The following is a 17963-nucleotide window of genomic DNA, read 5'->3' as shown; positions in this document are numbered from 1 at the left end:
TAGTTTACAAAACAGCGTTTTTTTATAAAATTTAGATGCAATTAACAGTTTCTGTTGTTATATTACAACAAACATGTGAAAACCTCATTGAAATGTGGACACAGCGAAATAGGAGATTTAGCAGCTATGGGCATAACAACACCAGAAGCCAAAGCTTGTGATTTTGTGCTATTCGGTACTAAGGGTGATTTGGCTAGACGTAAGTTGCTGCCTTCGCTTTACCAGTTGGATAAAGCGGGTTTGTTAAGCGAAGAAACAAAAATATTGGGTGTCGCCAAAGACGCATTTACCCAAGAAGAGTATCAAGAGTTAGTCAGTAAAGCGTTAAACAGTTTTGTTAAAGAGCCATTATGTGACGACACGTTGCCACGCTTTATGAAACGTTGTGTTTATATAGGCACTAACTTTACCGACGCCGATGGCTACGCTGCTTTCCATGACGTATTAGAACCAGAAAAGCGGGTTATGGTGAATTACTTTGCCACACCACCTGCAATTTTCGGCGATATCTGTCGCTGCCTTCACGAACAAAACCTTATCCTTCCTGATACACGTGTTGTCCTCGAAAAGCCAATTGGCTCAGATCTCGCCTCGTCTAAAGTGATTAATGATCAGGTCTCGGCTTACTTCAATGAAAATCAGGTTTACCGTATTGACCATTACTTAGGTAAGGAAACGGTACAAAACCTTATTGCGCTGCGTTTCGCTAACTCATTGTTTGCATCCAAATGGGATAACCGCACCATAGATCATGTACAGATCACGGTTGCAGAAGAAGTCGGTATTGAAGGGCGTTGGGGCTACTTTGATAAAGCGGGCCAGATGCGCGACATGATTCAGAACCACTTATTACAAGTGCTTACCTTGGTAGCGATGGATCCCCCAGTCAATCTAGATGCAGACAGTATTCGTGATGAAAAAGTGAAAGTGCTTAAATCATTACGTGAAATCAATTCTGACAACATTTATGAAAATACCGTGCGCGGTCAATACTCTTCTGGTTTCTTAAAAGGTGCACCAGTGCCTGGTTACCTTGAAGAAGAGGGCGCGAATACCCAATCTAATGCAGAAACTTTCGTTGCTTTACGCGTAGATATCGATAACTGGCGTTGGGCTGGTGTACCGTTTTACCTACGCAGTGGCAAACGTATGCCAACCAAGAGTTCTGAGATTGTGGTGTATTTTAAAAATCCGCCGCATAACTTATACCGCTCAAGTTACCGCAACCTGCCACCAAATAAGCTGACTATTCGTTTGCAGCCCCATGAAGGCGTTGAAATTCAAATGATGAATAAGGTGCCGGGTCTTGAGCAAAAGCAACGCTTACAAACCACCAAATTAGATTTAAGTTTCTCGGATACTTTTAAAAATGATCGTATCGCTGATGCGTACGAGCGTCTGTTGCTAGAAGCCATGTTAGGTAATCAGGCATTGTTTGTTAGACGCGATGAAGTCGAGCAAGCTTGGAGTTGGGTCGATGGCATTATCCAGTCTTGGGAACAAAGTAATGAAAAACCTAAGCCCTATCCAGCCGGCAGCTGGGGCCCTGTGGCTTCAGTAGCTTTGATAGCCAAAGACGGCCGTTCGTGGGACGAATAAGGAAAACCAAGCATGATTAAAGAATCTGTATTCAAATCATTTGATGACAAAGCAGCGTTAGAAGCACAGTTGGCTAAACGCATTGCAGGTCAGCTACAAGATGCGATTGATAGTCGTGGTAAGGCCAGCCTTATTGTGTCAGGCGGCTCTACGCCACTGCAGCTATTTAAGCTTTTAAGCAAGCAGGCGATTGAGTGGAAAGATGTCTGTATTACTTTAGCTGATGAGCGCTGGGTTGAGGCTGATGCCGCTGACTCTAACGAGCGTTTAGTTAGAGAACATCTGCTGCAGAACTATGCCAGTAGTGCCAAGTTTACCAGTTTGAAAAATATGTTTGCTACGCCAGAAGAAGGCTGCTCGATGACTATTGAGCAGCTCGGTCACTTTCCAAAGCCGTTTGATGTCGTTGTGCTTGGCATGGGCAATGATGGTCACACGTGTTCTTGGTTCCCGTGTTCGAAAGAAATTGATGATGCGCTTTCTACATCATCACTTTGTGTGGCAGTCAATCCCGGCGCAGCGCCTCATGCTCGCATTTCGCTGTCGAAAACCGCGATTTTAGCCAGCAGACAGATCTATTTACATATAGTGGGTGAGCAGAAGCTGACTGTTTACCGCCAAGCGTTAGAAAATGAAGACGCCAAGTCGATGCCAATACGTGCCGTGTTGGCTCAGCACAAAACCCCCGTCGACGTTTACTGGAGCGCTTAAGGAGATATCATGCACGCAGTAGTACAAGCTGTCACAGACAGAATTATTGAAAGAAGTAAGGAATCGCGCGCGAAGTACCTTGCAGCCATGAAAGAAGCCCGCCTTAAAGGTGTGCACCGTAGTAGTTTGAGCTGCGGTAACTTAGCCCATGGTTTTGCTGCGTGTAGCCCCAGTGAAAAAGACGCCATTCGTGGTTTAACTAAAGCCAATATCGGTATCGTGACTGCATTTAATGATATGTTGTCTGCGCATCAACCTTATGGTGAATATCCAGATTTACTTAAAGCGGCCTGTGCCGAGGTCGGCAGTGTGGCGCAAGTTGCTGGCGGTGTGCCAGCGATGTGCGATGGTGTGACCCAAGGTCAGCCGGGTATGGAGCTGAGTCTACTGAGCCGAGAAGTGATTGCGATGTCGACTGCTGTGGGTTTATCTCACAACATGTTTGACGGTGCATTATTGCTTGGTATCTGCGATAAAATCGTCCCAGGACTATTAATTGGTGCACTTAGCTTTGGTCACCTACCTATGTTGTTTGTACCCGCTGGACCAATGAAGTCTGGTATTCCAAACAAAGAAAAAGCACGAATTCGTCAAAAATTTGCTCAAGGGCAAGTTGACCGTGAGGCGCTGCTGGAGGCTGAATCAAAGTCTTACCACAGTGCAGGTACCTGTACGTTCTACGGTACGGCCAATAGTAACCAGTTGATGCTAGAAGTCATGGGCCTACAGTTGCCAGGCTCATCGTTTGTGAATCCTGATGATCCGCTGCGTGAAGCGCTAAATAAAACAGCCGCTAAGCAAGCTTGTCGCCTAACAGAGCTCGGTACCCAGTATACACCTATCGGTGAAGTGGTAAGCGAGAAGTCTGTTGTTAATGGCATTGTCGCGTTACTGGCTACTGGTGGTTCGACTAACTTAACCATGCACATTGTTGCAGCAGCCCGCGCGGCCGGTATTATCGTTAATTGGGACGATTTCTCAGAGCTTTCAGATTCAGTGCCTTTATTGGCAAGAGTTTACCCGAACGGTCATGCAGACATTAACCACTTCCACGCTGCAGGCGGTATGGCATTGCTGGTTAAAGAGCTACTCGATGCTGGCTTACTACATGAAGATGTGAGTACGGTGGCGGGATCGGGTTTACGCCGTTATACCCAAGAGCCACGTCTTATTGACGGTGAGCTGGTATGGGTGGATGGTCCTACCGCAAGTTTAGACAGCGAAGTATTAACCACCGTTGATAAACCTTTCCAAGCCAATGGTGGCCTTAAACTGCTAAAAGGTAATCTAGGCCGAGCGGTGATTAAAGTTTCAGCGGTACAAGAGCAGCACCGCATTGTTGAAGCACCAGCGATTGTGATTGACGATCAAAACAAACTGGATGCGATGTTTAAAGCAGGCGATCTTGATAAAGATTGTGTGGTTGTAGTGAAAGGCCAAGGACCCAAAGCGGTAGGGATGCCAGAGCTACATAAACTCACGCCAATCTTGGGTACATTGCAGGATAAAGGCTTTAAAGTTGCGTTGTTAACTGACGGTCGTATGTCTGGTGCATCAGGTAAAGTGCCAGCGGCTATCCACCTAACGCCCGAAGCGTTAGATGGCGGATTGATAGCCAAAGTCCAAAATGGTGACTTAGTGCGAGTGAATGCATTGACTGGAGAGTTGACGCTGTTGGTTGATGAGCAAGTGCTAGCCGCTCGTGAAGCAGATAAAGTCGATTTGCGCAGCACAAGTTATGGTATGGGCCGAGAATTATTTAGCGCCTTACGTTCAAATTTAAGTAGCCCCGAAACCGGTGCTCGCTGCACATCTGCAGCTGACGAAATTTATTAATTTTAGAGGAAGAATAACGTAATGGTTGAGAATAACTGGTCAATACAGCCACAGGATATTTTTAAACGCAGTCCAATTGTTCCTGTAATGGTGATTAATAAAATTGAAGACGCGGTACCGCTAGCTAGAGCACTTGTTGCCGGCGGGATCAGTGTGTTAGAAGTCACGCTGCGCACGCCTTGCGCATTAGAGGCTATTACTAAGATAGCGAAAGAAGTGCCAGAGGCAGTGGTGGGTGCAGGTACCATTTTGAACGAGGAACAGCTGGATCAAGCCGTTGCAGCAGGCGCGCAATTCATTATCACTCCTGGTGCGACAGTGGGTTTGTTGAAAGCAGCCATGAAAGGTACCGTGCCGCTTATACCTGGTGTGGCCAGTATTTCTGAAGTAATGGAAGGCATGAGTTTAGGTTATAGCAACTTTAAATTCTTCCCAGCTGAAGCGTCAGGTGGTGTAAATGCACTTAAGGCGTTTTCTGGTCCACTCGCAAACGTACGTTTCTGCCCTACAGGCGGTATTACCCCAAATAGCTATAAAGAGTACTTAGCACTTAAAAATGTCGATTGTATTGGCGGAAGCTGGATCGCGCCAACAGATGCGATGGAGCAAGGGGATTGGCAGCGTATTACCGATTTGTGTAAAGAAGCGATTGCTGGTATCTAAGTTGTAAATTGTTGACAAAAACTGAGGCTACCCTAAGGGTAGCCTTTTTTATATCGCCCTTTAAGCAGCCTGATTGCAGCCTACTTTCACGCAATTGCGGCCACTTTCTTTCGCTAGGTACAAAGCTTTATCTGCTTGTATCAACAGGTCACGTAACTCAGCGTCTTCAGATTGGTTATTGGCTATGCCAAAACTTGCTGTACAACCTAGAGACTCGCTGTCACTGATGGGAATTCGTTGTAATGCAATCTCTCTTCGCATTCTTTCTGCTGCCTTCTGTGCATCAGACAGCGAAGTATTGGGCATAGCAATCACAAACTCCTCTCCACCAATTCGGGCGCATAGATCTTGCTCTCGACATAATGAACGCAACGTATCAGTGACACCAATTAAGCATTTGTCTCCAATTGGGTGCCCATACTTATCATTAATATTTTTGAAAAAATCCAAATCAACTAGCACCAAAGAGAATGGCCGGCTGTTTTGCCGAGATTGAGAGAATAATGCTTTGCCTTCATCAAAAAAGCAGTGGCGATTGGCAAGTTTGGTTAAAGAGTCCGTGCTTGCTTGTTTGATAAGGCGTTGCTCTTGGTGGTCAATTTGCTTGGCAAATAGATACAAAACAACGATCACTTCCAACATAGTAAACAGCACTACCGATTGGTAAAGCAACCGGTTCATTTCATCGGTTAGGTGAATCAAGGGAGCGTTATTGGGCGTATTTTCACAAACAAAAAACAGGATGATCGCTAAGCCGCTTAAGATTATTTGCTCTCTGCGCTCTTTTAACTCGAATAACAAAAATGCGCCGGTTGGTACCAGGAAGTAATACAAGTGAAAGCCACTTTCATTGGTCACATAGATGTTGGTACACACCCACAGGTGGAGCATCAATAAGCTAAAAAACCATATTCGAGCAGTTTTGCGGCGATTGTATCCGTTTAGGATATTGGTAATGAAATAAGCCAAGGTAAAAATGAGGTTGATAAAACCGACGGCATAGTTACCAATGATCAGAAAAAAGTTTGCAGAGTACAGCAGCGAAATCAACACCGTGATTAGACCGATAATATTAGTCATTCTAATCCGGTTAGCAGATGAAAATGGCTGCTGTTGGGTACCCCAGTTTACTATTGTAGTTAGGTTCATCAGTGTGAAATATTGGTTACAGACCTGTAAATTGTATCAGAAATGGGGCGTAAAAAGCGCATCGGTTAGGTAAAAAACAGCTTGGAAGAAAAACGTATTTAAGGTGAATAGCTTACGGTCTCGCCCTGGCCTAAATCGACCGGGGCGAGGTATATTGAATTAATTGCTATATTGATGTTGGTTATTAGACTGCCAAACTTTATAGCGTAACTGCGCACTTTCTGGGATGTAAAACACTTTAGGAAGACGGCTATCGTAATCAAGTGTTAATGAGTTCATTAAAGTAACAAACTCTCGAGTAGTCGCAGTGTCAGGACAAGCCATTAATGTGCTAGGTCCGGCGCTAATGCGATCAACTTGATAGTAGCTATAACCCCAACCTTGCACGGTTTGTTGCTGGATTTCGCCGCCTAAACGCTGCTTATTACAATCTTGTTGTTGCCACTGGCCAATCTCTATTTCCAGTTTATAGTCTTGCTCATCTACACGTTTAGGTAAAGTGAGCACCACTTGTTTCATTCCCGAGTCGGGCGCAGGATACATCTTAGTTTGTTCGGTATTTTCATAACTATCGGGGTGAAAAGTATCTAAGCTTATCATTTGCGCTACCTGTGGTTTTTTAGGAGAGGTCGCTGCTGCGCCAAAAGTCACAACGCTTGATGCCAAGGTTACGGTCATTAGTGTTGCTATTGCCAATTTAGTCATGGTGGTGTTACCTGTGTGATGTGTTTTCATTGTTGCTTGTTCCTATTAAAGTCAAATTAAGCTGCTTTTACTGATATAAACGGGTGAGATCCTAAAAAGGGTTTTTTTATTTTGATTTTTTATCTAGCGGCTAAAATACGTCAGGTCTGTGGTGAATTGTCAGTGCTTTAGTTGTTGGCTTAGGTGCTTGGGTTATCTTTTAGCACATTATTATTGTCCTATGGCTTGATAACAATGTTTTGTTCCGGTTTGCTGAAATATTAATCAAAAGTGCTGGCAAGCAACTTTTTGTTATGCTTATATAAACTCTATACCTTTGGGTGATCATAAAGCAGCTTTATGATCGTCAGTTATCACTTCTTGAGCATGGCGACCCTATATGAATTTGGCTAAGCACATATCTGATACAGAACTATCCGCAAAAATATTACGACATGCCGTTCCACAAATGTCGGAGCTGAATATTCCGGTGACACCTGATAATTATTCTGTCTGGTATGAGTATTATCGAGGCGTCAATTTAGATTTAAAACGCGCGATCGATGGGTTGTTAGCCAATGGGGTGACATTCACACCTGAAGTCAATGCTGGATTACATAGTAACTTTGTACAAGAGAAGTCCCCTGAAGTAATAGAAAATGTACAAATTGAAACCCAATTATTGATTAATAATTTAATCAGTAAAATTGCCAAAATGAGTCACGGTACTGAAACCCTGAGTGCATCGCTATCGGGTGTTCAGCAGGAATTAGCACAATCGCCCGACGAAGAAACACTCATGCGGCTTATTGACGGCTTAGCCGAAGAAGTCACAGGGGTAATTAATAATAATGCCGAATTAGCGCAAAGCTTAAAAGCGATGGACGAAGAGGTTAACTCGCTTAAATCGGAAATGGAGAATCTAAATTTGGTCGCGATGACCGACCAATTAACTTCGTTGCACAACCGCCGAGCATTTGAAGAGCAAATTCTATCGCATATACAAGACTTTAGAAAAAAAGGTGTCGATAGCAGTTTATTGGTTGTCGATATAGATCATTTTAAAGCCTTTAATGACACCCATGGCCATGTGGTCGGCGATAAAGTGTTAGCCTACGTAGCGCTGGCCCTTAAACACGGTGTACGTGGTGAAGATTTTGTCGCGCGCTATGGCGGTGAAGAGTTTGTTTTGCTATTACCAGACACTAATCATTCAGGAGCGTTAGTGGTTGCGGAGCAGCTACGACAACGCATCGCAGACAAAAAGCTCACCATAGGTAAAGATAAGAAGCTGTCACTGGGCAATATTACCGTATCTGTGGGTGTGGCCAGCTTAAAAGCGGAAGATGACAAAGATAGCTATTTTGTTAGGGCCGATGAAGCACTTTATCGCGCTAAGTCATCAGGGCGAAATTGCGTGATGGGTTAAGGGTAAGGGAGTTAATCTTGCTGTATAGACAGGGAGTCTTGTCTATACAGCAATACGCTCAATGCAAGCTAGGTTACTGCTTTAAGTCCATGTCCATTCGAATAAGTTGCTCTTCCATGTCAAACGTGACGGTAAAGCCTAATCGTTTTGCCAAGCTGGCCATGGAGCGATTTTCAAACATCGTAAAACCACTCAACCTTTCGGTATCATTTTGTTTGTAATAAGTAATCAGTTTTTCCAGCAATAGCCGGCCTAAACCTTGTCCTTGATGATCGCTACGTACTGCCATGGCGAATTCCGCTTCCGTATTGTCCGGATCAATGGAAGCCCGTATTGCGCCTAAGGTGATCTCATCACCATCGTCCTGTTTAGCGGTAGCAATAAAGGCCATTTCTCTGGCGTAATCAATCTGGGTGAGTACTGCCATCTCTTCATGGGTCATCTTTGAGCGCACACCGAAATAGCGCTTATAACGGTCTTCATCGCTTAAACTGTTGTCAAAAGCGAGATGTTTTGGCTCATCCTCAGGCAGAATTGGCCGCAGCATGATAGGGTCGCCATTCTTTAATACTGCGCGTTGTTCAAGTTCTTTTGGATAGGGCTGAATAGCCAAGCGGTTGTTATTTTCTTCTAGGCAATCATGCAGTTGAATATTGACATCAAGTAAGGTGACATCGACGCCTGCACACAGTACAGGGTTTAAATCTAGGCTAGCTATTTCGGGGCAATCAATCACTAAGTGACTAAGTTGAGTGAGCATCACGCACAGCGAATGCATGTCTAAGCCTAAGGGCAGATGTCTATCCTTAAGCTTGTTGGTTTTCAGCGCTTGGATCACCATATAACGAGCCAAGGTCATGTTTAGCGGGGGCAGGGCAACCGCCGCATCTTTCGTGGGTTCCCATTCTGATCCGCCTTCGCCTAATAAGATTGCTGGGCCAAAAACTGGATCGTTGATCACTGCCACCCGTATCTCTTGCGCACCGGCAGTTAATGCCATTTTCTGCACAATGACTCCCTCGATACGTGCATGCTCATTAAGGCCTTTGACGCGATCGATAATTTTATCTGTGGCACTGGCGACCTCTTCGGCATTGGCTAAGTTCAGCATGACCCCGTGGACATCGGATTTATGGTGAATATCTGGCGATTGCACCTTGATTGCTACTGGGTAACCAATTCGATTAGCGATGGCGACGGCGGCTTCGGTGTTGTCGGCAAAGTGCGTATCAATGGTTTTGAGGCCGTAAGCATGCAAAATTTGACTGGCTTCATGGGTCTCTAGAATACGTTTTCCTGCGCCATGGGCCTTTTGTAGTAACTCTCGTGCTCGTTGACTATCAGTGGGAATATCGACCGGGATTGACTGCGGCACCTCTTGCAGTAGCTTTTGGTTTCGGCGGTATTCAACCATATGCATGAACGCCCCCACAGCACCTTCGGGCGTGCGATAGGTGGGGATACCGGCTTGGTTAAAATGTTTTCGGGCTAAATAGGATGAGTCTTCACCACTCCAGTTAGTAAGAATATTAACCCGATTTCGATTGGGGTGAGTTGATATCATGGCTGACATAGCCTTAGCGATGTCGACACTGTCGCCAATTGCAGAGGGAGAGTGCAGTACCAATATAGCGTCAGCGATATCACTGTCCATCAATATTTTAAGTGCGGCGGTATAGCGGCTGGCATCGGCATCGCCGCCAATATCAATTGGATTTTGCCCAGACCAAGTAGATGGCAATAGGGCATTGAGTTTGTCATAGGTTTGAGTATCTAACTCACTACTTTTACCGCCGCCGAGCATGAGCTCATCCAACGCTAGTACCGCAGGCCCACCACCATTAGTCATAATGGCTAGACGCTCACCTTGCAAAGCAGATGAATGGGCGAGTGTTTCAACTGCCGCAAACAGCTCAATTAAATCGTTGACTCTTAGCATACCGGCTCGTCTAAATGCCGCTTCATACACGGCATCATTGCCCACGACGCCGCCTGTGTGTAATTTTGCGGCTGTGGTGCCCTCAACACTGCGGCCCGATTTGATCACCAAAATCGGTTTATTGCGTGCAGCTGCTCGAGCAGCTGACAGAAAGTGGCGTTTCTCATTGATGGAGTCGATATACAGCATGATTGCACTGGTTTTGCTGTCTCGGCCTAAATAATCAAGTAACTCATCAAAGTCGATATCTGTGGCATCGCCTAGGGAGATAAACGATGAAAAGCCGATGCCCTTATTGTTGGCCCAGTCTAATACTGTGGTGCAAATTGCAGCTGATTGCGATACAAAGGCAATTTTACCGCTCAGGGCACTGGTATGGGCTAAGCTCGCATTCAGCCCATGGGTCGGTAAAATCATCCCCAAGCTGTTAGGCCCTAATAAACGCATGCCATATTTTTTGGCGTACTGTTTGGATTGGGTTAAACAGTCGATGCCTGAGCTATCGATTTCTTGAGCCATACCAGAGGCGTTGATTATGGCCACTTTACAACCAAATTGCGCAAGAGTCTCAACGATGGCGGGAACGCGATGTGCCGCAGTACAAATGACGGCAAGATCAGGTATCAGGGGCAGGGCTTCAATGTTTTGATAGGCAAGGACCCCTTGAACAGCCTGGTATTTTGGGGTGACGGGCATAATGGGCCCAGAAAAACCGCCTGCGAGTAGATTTTTCATGATCACATTGCCGGCCTTCCTATCAGCATTAGAGGCGCCAATGATGGCAATAGACTTAGGGTTAAACAGGCTGTTTAATGTTCGCTGGCTCATCAAGTACTCCGATCAAATACAGGGCTAAGTCAGTGTACATTAAAGGAAAACAAAATGGTGCTTTAAAGCGCCGATATGCGACCAATAGATAACAAGAGGAGAGAATAGCAGGCATAAAAAAACCAGCGTGAGCTGGCCTGAAAATTTCATGGTACAACCGAGTGGATTCGAACCACCGACCCCCACCATGTCAAGGTGGTGCTCTAACCAACTGAGCTACGGTTGTATATATGAAAGTTTGTTATTGGTTGCGGGAGCCGGATTTGAACCGACGACCTTCGGGTTATGAGCCCGACGAGCTACCAAACTGCTCCATCCCGCGTCCGTATAACAATAAAGCATGGTACAACCGAGTGGATTCGAACCACCGACCCCCACCATGTCAAGGTGGTGCTCTAACCAACTGAGCTACGGTTGTATTGTCTTTATCTTGTTTTCTAACATCTGTGCTAGAGAACGAGCGCTATATTACGGGATACAGCGCCCGTTGCAAGTAAAAATATTAATTTTGTAACCAAATGGCTATTTGATGTTCAACTTGATTTCTAATCAGCCGAATTGGTTTGCCGATGTCCATATCAGCGGCCCGAATTTTATTCTGGCTAGTCTTCGATAAGTCGAGTGCCAAGCTTTTCAGACTTTTGGATATAGCGTAACCGAATGGCAAACATAATGGCGGCGCTGGTTAAGCCTGCGATTAAGCCGATCCAAAATCCATGCGCTCCCATGGCGGGAACTAAAATATCTGTCATTGCCAGCATGTAGCCTAATGTCATACCAATCAACCAATAAGACACTAAGGTGATATACAACGCGCTGCGCGTATCTTTATAGCCACGTAATGCACCCGCGGCAACCACCTGAATTGAGTCAGACAATTGATATAGCGCAGCTAAGAACATTAAGCTACCCGCGAGGGTAATGACCTCTGGGTGATCATTGTATAACAGTGCGATTTCTGTTTTGAATATCACGGTGATAATCGCTGTAATCGCGGCCAAGCCAAACGCTAGCAATAATCCAACCTTAGTGACTAGATTAGCAATCACCAGTTTATCCTGACCCAAGTAATAGCCAACTCGTATTGAAACCGCAATACCTATAGATAGTGGCAACATAAACACGATGGAGGAGAAGTTAAGCGCAATTTGATGACCAGCAACGACATTCGCCCCAAGGGGGGCTAACAATAGCGCGATGATGGCGAACAAGCTGACTTCAAAAAACAGCGCCATAGCGATAGGAAAGCCGTGTTTTGTCATCGTCCACATGGTGTCCCATTTAGGTTTATGGAACGCACTAAAAGGGGCGAGTTCAGCAAATTTCTTATGCCATTGCATATAGATAACCATGGCGATAAACATTGCCCAGAAAACTAAAGCTGTTGCAATACCGCACCCAGCCCCGCCCATTGCGGGGGCGCCTAAATGTCCATTGATAAATATATAGTTGGCCGGAATGTTGACGGCTAAGCCAACAAACCCGATGACCATAGTCGGCAAAGTATAAGAGATACCTTCGGCACATCCCCTTAATACTTGATAAAGCACAAAAGCAGGTACTCCCCACATGAATCCATTAAGGTATTGTTCGCTAAGATTGGCCAAATCTTCATCTAAAGCCATCAGCCGGAAAATATCGCCAGAAAATGTGAGAAATGCGAGCACACCTAAGCTACCAATTATGGCAATATAGGCAGCTTGAAATGCCAAAGGTTGAATCGCTTTTTGATTGTCTGCACCGTGCTCATGGGCAAAAACAGGCGTAAATGCAATAAGTAGCCCCTGGACAAAAAGTAATGCTGGCAGCCATAAACTGGTGCCAATGGCCACTGCAGCCATATCGACCGCACTGACCCGACCAGCCATAACGGTATCGATAAAACCCATCATGGTTTGGGTGACTTGGGCAATAAGTACAGGTAGTGCTAGCTGTACCAATTTTTTGGCTTGAAAGCCGAATTGATTCATGAATGTAACGCCTTTATATAGCGAGTTAATAAATTATGTTTACAGGTATTGTGCAAGCCACATGTCAAGTGGCAGCGATTACACAGAAAAACGGTCTATACACCATTGAGGTTTCCTTGCCAGCTGAATTAAGAGAGGGATTAAAAACAGGGGCGAGCGTGGCTAATAACGGTGTTTGTTTAACAGTCACAGCAATCGCAGATGATAGGGTGTTTTTCGATGTAATGGAAGAGACTCTGAGTGTGACCAATCTCTCAAAATTGACAATTGGTAGTCCCGTAAACATTGAGCGCTCATTGAGCTTTGGTAGCGAGATTGGTGGCCACATTTTATCGGGACACATTCATACCCAAGCACAGATAGTAAAAGTGAGTGCAACCGAGCAACATTACAATCTTTATCTTGAAGTAGCACCTAAATGGATGGCCTATATCCTCTATAAAGGTTTTGTTGGCGTTAATGGCTGTAGCTTAACAGTAGGAGAGGTGACAAATAACGGGTTTTGGCTACATTTAATACCCGAGACTTTATCGCTAACCAATTTAGATGCAGCGCGAGTTGGCGATCAACTTAACATCGAAATTGATAGTCAAACCCAAGCGATTGTCGACACCGTTGAGCGGGTATTGGCTAAACGTAAACTGATTTAACCCATGCTTGGTATTGCTGTTTAGTCACGAGCATAAAGTTGGCCGTATTTTACTGGACAAGCCAAATACGGCCCACTTTTACAGAGCTGTTAGATGGTTTTATATTGACTAGCCATCAATAGTATTGCTCATCATCGCTATCCACAAATACGGTCAGTTTTTGATGGACTCTGTCTAAATGAGTACGAAAATGGATAGGGTTACAGCATATTTTACAGTCTTGGTAATATTCTTGATCGTTCCCGCTTGTGTCTATCTCTATATGTTGATTGTGGCCGCAGTGGGGGCAACTGATCGATTTATTGATGAGTTTCATTCAACCGCTCCTTGATACCCCACAGCACTTCTGCCGCCATCAACGGCTATGATTTGACCGGTAATATATGATGCGTTAACTAAAAACATAACGGCGTCCGCTATATCTTCTGCACGGCCCGGGTGACGTAAAGGGATATCTTCAATGACTTTATCTATCTGAGACTGTTGGCCCTCTGTTGGCCAGAGTATGGCACCAGGTGAAACACCATTAACCCTTACATTAGGCGCTAATTCCTGCGCCAGAGATAAGGTGGCCATTTTCAGTCCCGCCTTAGAAATTGAGTATAGTCCATGACCAGATAAAGGTTTGTCTGCATGAATATCGATTAAATTAACAATACTGCCGCTATTGGACGCCAATACTTGCTTCAGTCCGGTGGCTAAGCGATAAGGTGCAATGAGGTTGACGGCTAACATACTGTCAATGTCGTCTGTTGTACTTTGACCAATAGCGGTTGGATAGAATACCGAGGCATTGTTTACCAGAAGCGATAAAGCCGGGTAGCGACTTGCCACATTATCAATAAGTGTTGTTAAATCTGCAGCGACAGATAAGTCAGCCTGCTCTACCACCGCTGAGTTCGCACGCAGCCCATTAAGTTGTTGGGCTAATACCTGAGCGGCTTGGCTGTTATTGTTGCAATGTATAATAACGTTATAGCCACTTTGGTGGGCGTGGGTGGCAATTTGTTTGCCAATACGCCGCGCCGCGCCGGTAATGAGTGCCCAAGCTTGCATAGTGTAATATCCGAATAGGTAGATTAAGTGGATATTAGCATAGCTAGCGGGCTTAATAAGTAGCAACTACCTACGATTGCACAGCCGTGTTATTGGCTTTGATGAATATTAGACGGGTTTCAATCCATTATCACTAATACTTCAGCCGCTTCTTTGGTGGGCAGCGGATAGAGGTTATCAACAAGCGAGTTCAACTGCTGATCAACAGACGCTTCAATATCCAACATTACACTGCTAGGTGCAGTTTCAATTTTTTGTGTTTCAGTTAGATTTGTTTCTACCAAAGCTGAGTCGTCAATCGTTTGCTGGTCCATGACTGCATTATGACTCGGTAGCCCTTGGATCAGTGCTCCTGTCAGTATCATTGCATTGACCATTTACAGTGCTCCTAATAAAAGTAACTTGCTAGTTGTGCCTTAGGGTATAACGCCAAAATGACGCTGATGTGACAAAAGCATTTCAGTACAAGTTGTCGCGGGCAATGTTGCTAAGCAATTCAGATACTCACAATACCGTGTTCAACAAGCTTAAGCCTTGCGCATTGTGATGATGACCCTTAGAATGTTGCCTTCGCTCCTAGGATTATCAAAACTCCAGTATGTTTTGCTCCTAGGAAGGCGACACACTTAACTACATAACCAAGTGGCCCTACGTAGGGGTCACCACTGGATAAAGGAATTTTCATGCCTGTAATTACACTTCCTGACGGCAGTAAGCGCGAATTCGCTGATGCTGTTTCTACTTATGATGTTGCTGCTGATATTGGTCCGGGTCTTGCGAAAGCTTGTATTGCTGGTCGCGTTAATGGCGAACTTAAAGATGCCTGCGATCTCATTGAGACTGATGCTGAACTGGCTATCATTACAGCCAAAGATGAAGAAGGGGTAGAAATCCTTCGTCACTCTTGTGCGCATCTATTGGGCCACGCTATTAAGCAGTTATGGCCAGAGACTAAGATGGCTATTGGTCCAGTTATCGACAATGGTTTCTATTACGATATCGATTTAGATCATAAACTTACTGATGAAGATATTGTTGCGCTAGAAAAGCGTATGTTGGCTTTAGCAAAAACCAATTACGCAGTAGACAAAAAGGTAGTGAGCTGGCAAGAAGCGCGCGACACATTTGAAGCGCGCGGTGAGACATACAAGATGGCTATCTTGGATGAAAACATCAGCCAAGATGACAAGCCGGCTTTATATCATCATGAAGAATATGTTGATATGTGCCGTGGTCCCCACGTACCTAACATGAAATTCTGCCATCACTTTAAGTTGATGAGCGTTGCAGGTGCATATTGGCGCGGTAATTCTGACAACAAGATGTTGCAGCGTGTGTACGGTACCGCTTGGGCTGATAAGAAAGCACTTAAGGTTCACCTTAATCGTTTAGAAGAAGCCGCTAAGCGCGATCACCGTAAAATTGGTAAGCAGCTCGATCTTTACCATATGCAAGAAGAAGCACCTGGCATGGTGTTTTGGCATAATGACGGTTGGAGTTTATTCCTAGAGCTTGAGAAGTTTATTCGCCAGAAGCTTAGCCAGTACACTTATCAAGAAGTGAAAGGCCCATTAATGATGGACCGTGTACTTTGGGAGCGTTCTGGGCATTGGGATAAATATTCAGAAGCGATGTTTACCACCAATTCAGAAAACCGTGAATACGCGGTTAAGCCGATGAACTGTCCAGGTCATGTGCAAATCTTTAACCAAGGCCTCAAATCATATCGTGATTTGCCATTACGTATGGCTGAGTTCGGTTGTTGTCACCGTAATGAGCCATCAGGTTCATTGCATGGTCTAATGCGCGTACGTGGATTCACCCAAGATGATGCCCATGTATTCTGTACCGAAGATCAGGTTCAGCAAGAGGTGAGTGCGTGTATCCAGATGGTATATGACACTTATGAAACCTTTGGCTTTAAAGATATCGTTGTCAAACTGTCGACACGCCCAGAAAAGCGTATTGGTGATGATGCGATGTGGGATCGAGCAGAAGAAGCATTGATGCAGGCACTTAAAGCCAACGACATCGAATATGAAATCTTGCCAGGTGAAGGGGCGTTCTATGGCCCTAAGATTGAATTTACTTTGCATGATTGTCTCGATAGAGCGTGGCAGTGTGGTACAGTGCAGCTTGATTATGCATTACCAGGCCGTCTTGGTGCGACTTATGTTGCTGAAGACAATAGTCGTCAGACACCTGTGATGATTCACCGTGCGATTCTCGGTTCGTTAGAGCGTTTCCTCGGAATTCTAATTGAAGAGTACGCGGGTAAATTCCCAACTTGGCTTGCCCCAATGCAAGCAGTTGTGATGAATATCACAGATAAACAGTCTGATTATGTAGACGAAGTGGTCAATTTATTCAAAGATCAGGGAATTCGTGCGTCGAAAGACTTGAGGAATGAGAAGATTGGCTTTAAAATACGCGAGCACACGTTAAGGCGTGTCCCCTATTTATTGGTCGTAGGTGATCAAGAGATGGAAAATAGGGAAGTTGCGGTGCGAACTCGTGACGGTGTTGACTTAGGCAAGATGGGAATCGATGATTTCGCTGCTAAGGTCAAACAACAAATTTCGCTCCGTAGTCTCAATTTGTTGGAGGAATAGGTCATAAAGATCAAAAAAACAGCAGGACGCCAGGCGGCTGCAAATAGAATTAACGAACTTATTACCGGCGTATCAGAAGTACGTTTGAACGGTTTAGACGGTGAAGCTATTGGTATTTTAAGCATTAGGGAAGCACAAGATCTAGCTGATGAAGCTGGTGTTGATCTTGTTGAGATTAGCCCAAATGCTGAGCCACCTGTATGTCGCATAATGGACTACGGAAAGTTCCTTTTTGATAAGGCTAAAGCCCAAAAGGAACAAAAGAAGAAGCAGAAACAGATACAGGTGAAGGAAGTTAAATTCCGTCCCGGTACTGATGAAAACGACTATCAGGTAAAACTACGCAACCTGAAGCGTTTTCTTGATGACGGCGACAAAGCGAAAGTAACGCTGCGTTTCCGTGGTCGTGAGATGGCTCACCAGAGTCTTGGTATGAATCTTTTGAATCGTATTAAAGATGATTTGGTTGAGTTAGCAGTCGTGGAGTCTTTCCCTAAAATGGAAGGTCGCCAAGCTGTTATGGTTCTTGCGCCGAAAAAGAAATAGTAGGGCAACCAGAAAAGTAGCAGGGGTCTGTTAAGGTCTCTGCTCGCCTTGCGTTTTATTAATTGTCCCAATGCGGAGTTTTAGCAATGCCTAAAATGAAAACAGACAAGGGTGTACAAAAGCGTTTTAAGAAAACCGCTAATGGTTTCAAGCGCAAACAAGCCCATTTACGTCATATTTTGACCAAGAAGAGCACTAAGCGTAAACGTCACTTACGTGCTAAATGTTTAGTTGCAAAGTCTGATGTGCCAGCAATCGCACGTCAACTACCATACGCTTAATTAGAGGAGT

General features: G+C 44.9%; 16 protein-coding genes and 3 tRNA genes. 9 read left to right on the top strand and 10 right to left on the bottom strand.

What is annotated here, in order from left to right:
* Nucleotides 1-126: 126 nt before the first annotated feature.
* The 4 genes from zwf to FLM48_RS11410 are packed head-to-tail and all read left to right on the top strand — an operon-like array spanning nucleotide 127 to nucleotide 4809.
* The gene (zwf, locus tag FLM48_RS11425; RefSeq protein ID WP_179024725.1) at nucleotides 127-1599 is read left to right on the top strand and encodes a glucose-6-phosphate dehydrogenase; all 1473 of its coding nucleotides are present in this window, start codon (nucleotides 127-129) and stop codon (nucleotides 1597-1599) included.
* A 12-nt stretch (nucleotides 1600-1611) separates the two neighbouring features.
* Entirely contained in the window at nucleotides 1612-2310 is a 699-nt protein-coding gene (pgl, locus tag FLM48_RS11420) for a 6-phosphogluconolactonase (RefSeq protein WP_028775112.1), read from the top strand.
* A 9-nt stretch (nucleotides 2311-2319) separates the two neighbouring features.
* Complete coding sequence (gene edd, locus FLM48_RS11415) at nucleotides 2320-4146, top strand: phosphogluconate dehydratase (RefSeq protein ID WP_179024724.1); 1827 nt, start codon at nucleotides 2320-2322, stop codon at nucleotides 4144-4146.
* 21 nt (nucleotides 4147-4167) lie between these two features.
* The gene (locus tag FLM48_RS11410) at nucleotides 4168-4809 is read left to right on the top strand and encodes a bifunctional 4-hydroxy-2-oxoglutarate aldolase/2-dehydro-3-deoxy-phosphogluconate aldolase (RefSeq protein ID WP_028775114.1); all 642 of its coding nucleotides are present in this window, start codon (nucleotides 4168-4170) and stop codon (nucleotides 4807-4809) included.
* A gap of 60 nt (nucleotides 4810-4869) precedes the next feature.
* On the opposite strand, the gene FLM48_RS11405 is transcribed toward FLM48_RS11410, so the two are convergent.
* The gene (locus FLM48_RS11405; RefSeq protein WP_372846790.1) at nucleotides 4870-5958 is read right to left on the bottom strand and encodes a GGDEF domain-containing protein; all 1089 of its coding nucleotides are present in this window, start codon (nucleotides 5956-5958) and stop codon (nucleotides 4870-4872) included.
* Nucleotides 5959-6117: 159 nt separating this feature from the next.
* On the bottom strand, nucleotides 6118-6693 hold the full coding sequence (gene eco, locus FLM48_RS11400) for a serine protease inhibitor ecotin (RefSeq protein WP_256870914.1): 576 nt from the start codon (nucleotides 6691-6693) through the stop codon (nucleotides 6118-6120).
* 349 nt (nucleotides 6694-7042) lie between these two features.
* On the opposite strand from eco, the gene FLM48_RS11395 reads away from it, so the two are divergent.
* Nucleotides 7043-8071, top strand: coding sequence for a GGDEF domain-containing protein (locus tag FLM48_RS11395; protein WP_179024722.1), 1029 nt, complete (start codon nucleotides 7043-7045; stop codon nucleotides 8069-8071).
* Nucleotides 8072-8144: 73 nt separating this feature from the next.
* Here FLM48_RS11395 and FLM48_RS11390 read toward each other — a convergent pair whose 3' ends face one another.
* The 5 genes from FLM48_RS11390 to FLM48_RS11370 all read right to left on the bottom strand — a co-directional run bounded on the left by FLM48_RS11390 (nucleotide 8145) and on the right by FLM48_RS11370 (nucleotide 12808).
* Nucleotides 8145-10838: a bifunctional acetate--CoA ligase family protein/GNAT family N-acetyltransferase gene (locus tag FLM48_RS11390; RefSeq protein ID WP_179024721.1), complete on the bottom strand. Its 2694-nt coding sequence runs from the start codon at nucleotides 10836-10838 to the stop codon at nucleotides 8145-8147.
* Nucleotides 10839-10987: 149 nt separating this feature from the next.
* Nucleotides 10988-11064, bottom strand: a tRNA-Val gene (locus FLM48_RS11385).
* Nucleotides 11065-11083: 19 nt separating this feature from the next.
* Nucleotides 11084-11160, bottom strand: a tRNA-Met gene (locus tag FLM48_RS11380).
* A gap of 19 nt (nucleotides 11161-11179) precedes the next feature.
* Nucleotides 11180-11256, bottom strand: a tRNA-Val gene (locus FLM48_RS11375).
* 184 nt (nucleotides 11257-11440) lie between these two features.
* Nucleotides 11441-12808: an MATE family efflux transporter gene (locus FLM48_RS11370; protein ID WP_028775118.1), complete on the bottom strand. Its 1368-nt coding sequence runs from the start codon at nucleotides 12806-12808 to the stop codon at nucleotides 11441-11443.
* A gap of 35 nt (nucleotides 12809-12843) precedes the next feature.
* Between FLM48_RS11370 and FLM48_RS11365 the strand changes: the two genes are divergently transcribed.
* The gene (locus tag FLM48_RS11365; protein WP_179024720.1) at nucleotides 12844-13458 is read left to right on the top strand and encodes a riboflavin synthase subunit alpha; all 615 of its coding nucleotides are present in this window, start codon (nucleotides 12844-12846) and stop codon (nucleotides 13456-13458) included.
* Nucleotides 13459-13573: 115 nt separating this feature from the next.
* Here the strand turns inward: FLM48_RS11365 and FLM48_RS11360 are convergent, their stop codons facing one another.
* The 3 genes from FLM48_RS11360 to FLM48_RS11350 form a co-directional block, all read right to left on the bottom strand.
* On the bottom strand, nucleotides 13574-13774 hold the full coding sequence (locus FLM48_RS11360; RefSeq protein ID WP_179024719.1) for a CPXCG motif-containing cysteine-rich protein: 201 nt from the start codon (nucleotides 13772-13774) through the stop codon (nucleotides 13574-13576).
* Entirely contained in the window at nucleotides 13771-14514 is a 744-nt protein-coding gene (locus FLM48_RS11355) for a pteridine reductase (protein ID WP_179024718.1), read from the bottom strand. The genes FLM48_RS11360 and FLM48_RS11355 overlap by 4 nt, the downstream gene beginning before the upstream one ends.
* A gap of 119 nt (nucleotides 14515-14633) precedes the next feature.
* Nucleotides 14634-14891 carry a hypothetical protein gene (locus FLM48_RS11350; RefSeq protein WP_028775122.1) on the bottom strand — a complete coding sequence of 86 codons (258 nt, stop codon included), beginning with the start codon at nucleotides 14889-14891 and terminating at the stop codon, nucleotides 14634-14636.
* 306 nt (nucleotides 14892-15197) lie between these two features.
* On the opposite strand from FLM48_RS11350, the gene thrS reads away from it, so the two are divergent.
* From thrS to rpmI, 3 genes are all read left to right on the top strand, one after another.
* The gene (thrS, locus tag FLM48_RS11345) at nucleotides 15198-17126 is read left to right on the top strand and encodes a threonine--tRNA ligase (RefSeq protein WP_179024717.1); all 1929 of its coding nucleotides are present in this window, start codon (nucleotides 15198-15200) and stop codon (nucleotides 17124-17126) included.
* 3 nt (nucleotides 17127-17129) lie between these two features.
* The gene (gene infC, locus FLM48_RS11340; protein WP_037471760.1) at nucleotides 17130-17672 is read left to right on the top strand and encodes a translation initiation factor IF-3; all 543 of its coding nucleotides are present in this window, start codon (nucleotides 17130-17132) and stop codon (nucleotides 17670-17672) included.
* An 86-nt stretch (nucleotides 17673-17758) separates the two neighbouring features.
* The gene (rpmI, locus tag FLM48_RS11335; RefSeq protein WP_011865828.1) at nucleotides 17759-17953 is read left to right on the top strand and encodes a 50S ribosomal protein L35; all 195 of its coding nucleotides are present in this window, start codon (nucleotides 17759-17761) and stop codon (nucleotides 17951-17953) included.
* Nucleotides 17954-17963 lie beyond the last annotated feature (10 nt).

It is taken from the genome of Shewanella sp. Scap07 (genome assembly GCF_013394145.1).
GTDB classification, from domain to species: domain Bacteria; phylum Pseudomonadota; class Gammaproteobacteria; order Enterobacterales; family Shewanellaceae; genus Shewanella; species Shewanella waksmanii.
This window is presented reverse-complemented; position numbering and strand designations above follow the sequence as displayed.

Bases quoted from the DNA above. Each gene is read 5' to 3' on its own strand.
- FLM48_RS11410 (WP_028775114.1), top strand. From the start codon at position 4,168: ATGGTTGAGAATAACTGGTCAATACAGCCACAGGATATTTTTAAACGC.
- FLM48_RS11370 (WP_028775118.1), bottom strand. From the start codon at position 12,808: ATGAATCAATTCGGCTTTCAAGCCAAAAAATTGGTACAGCTAGCACTA.
- pgl (WP_028775112.1), top strand. From the start codon at position 1,612: ATGATTAAAGAATCTGTATTCAAATCATTTGATGACAAAGCAGCGTTA.
- rpmI (WP_011865828.1), top strand. From the start codon at position 17,759: ATGCCTAAAATGAAAACAGACAAGGGTGTACAAAAGCGTTTTAAGAAA.
- FLM48_RS11355 (WP_179024718.1), bottom strand. From the start codon at position 14,514: ATGCAAGCTTGGGCACTCATTACCGGCGCGGCGCGGCGTATTGGCAAA.
- edd (WP_179024724.1), top strand. From the start codon at position 2,320: ATGCACGCAGTAGTACAAGCTGTCACAGACAGAATTATTGAAAGAAGT.
- FLM48_RS11395 (WP_179024722.1), top strand. From the start codon at position 7,043: ATGAATTTGGCTAAGCACATATCTGATACAGAACTATCCGCAAAAATA.
- FLM48_RS11365 (WP_179024720.1), top strand. From the start codon at position 12,844: ATGTTTACAGGTATTGTGCAAGCCACATGTCAAGTGGCAGCGATTACA.
- FLM48_RS11390 (WP_179024721.1), bottom strand. From the start codon at position 10,838: ATGAGCCAGCGAACATTAAACAGCCTGTTTAACCCTAAGTCTATTGCC.
- thrS (WP_179024717.1), top strand. From the start codon at position 15,198: ATGCCTGTAATTACACTTCCTGACGGCAGTAAGCGCGAATTCGCTGAT.
- zwf (WP_179024725.1), top strand. From the start codon at position 127: ATGGGCATAACAACACCAGAAGCCAAAGCTTGTGATTTTGTGCTATTC.
- eco (WP_256870914.1), bottom strand. From the start codon at position 6,693: ATGAAAACACATCACACAGGTAACACCACCATGACTAAATTGGCAATA.
- FLM48_RS11350 (WP_028775122.1), bottom strand. From the start codon at position 14,891: ATGGTCAATGCAATGATACTGACAGGAGCACTGATCCAAGGGCTACCG.
- FLM48_RS11405 (WP_372846790.1), bottom strand. From the start codon at position 5,958: ATGAACCTAACTACAATAGTAAACTGGGGTACCCAACAGCAGCCATTT.
- FLM48_RS11360 (WP_179024719.1), bottom strand. From the start codon at position 13,774: ATGAAACTCATCAATAAATCGATCAGTTGCCCCCACTGCGGCCACAAT.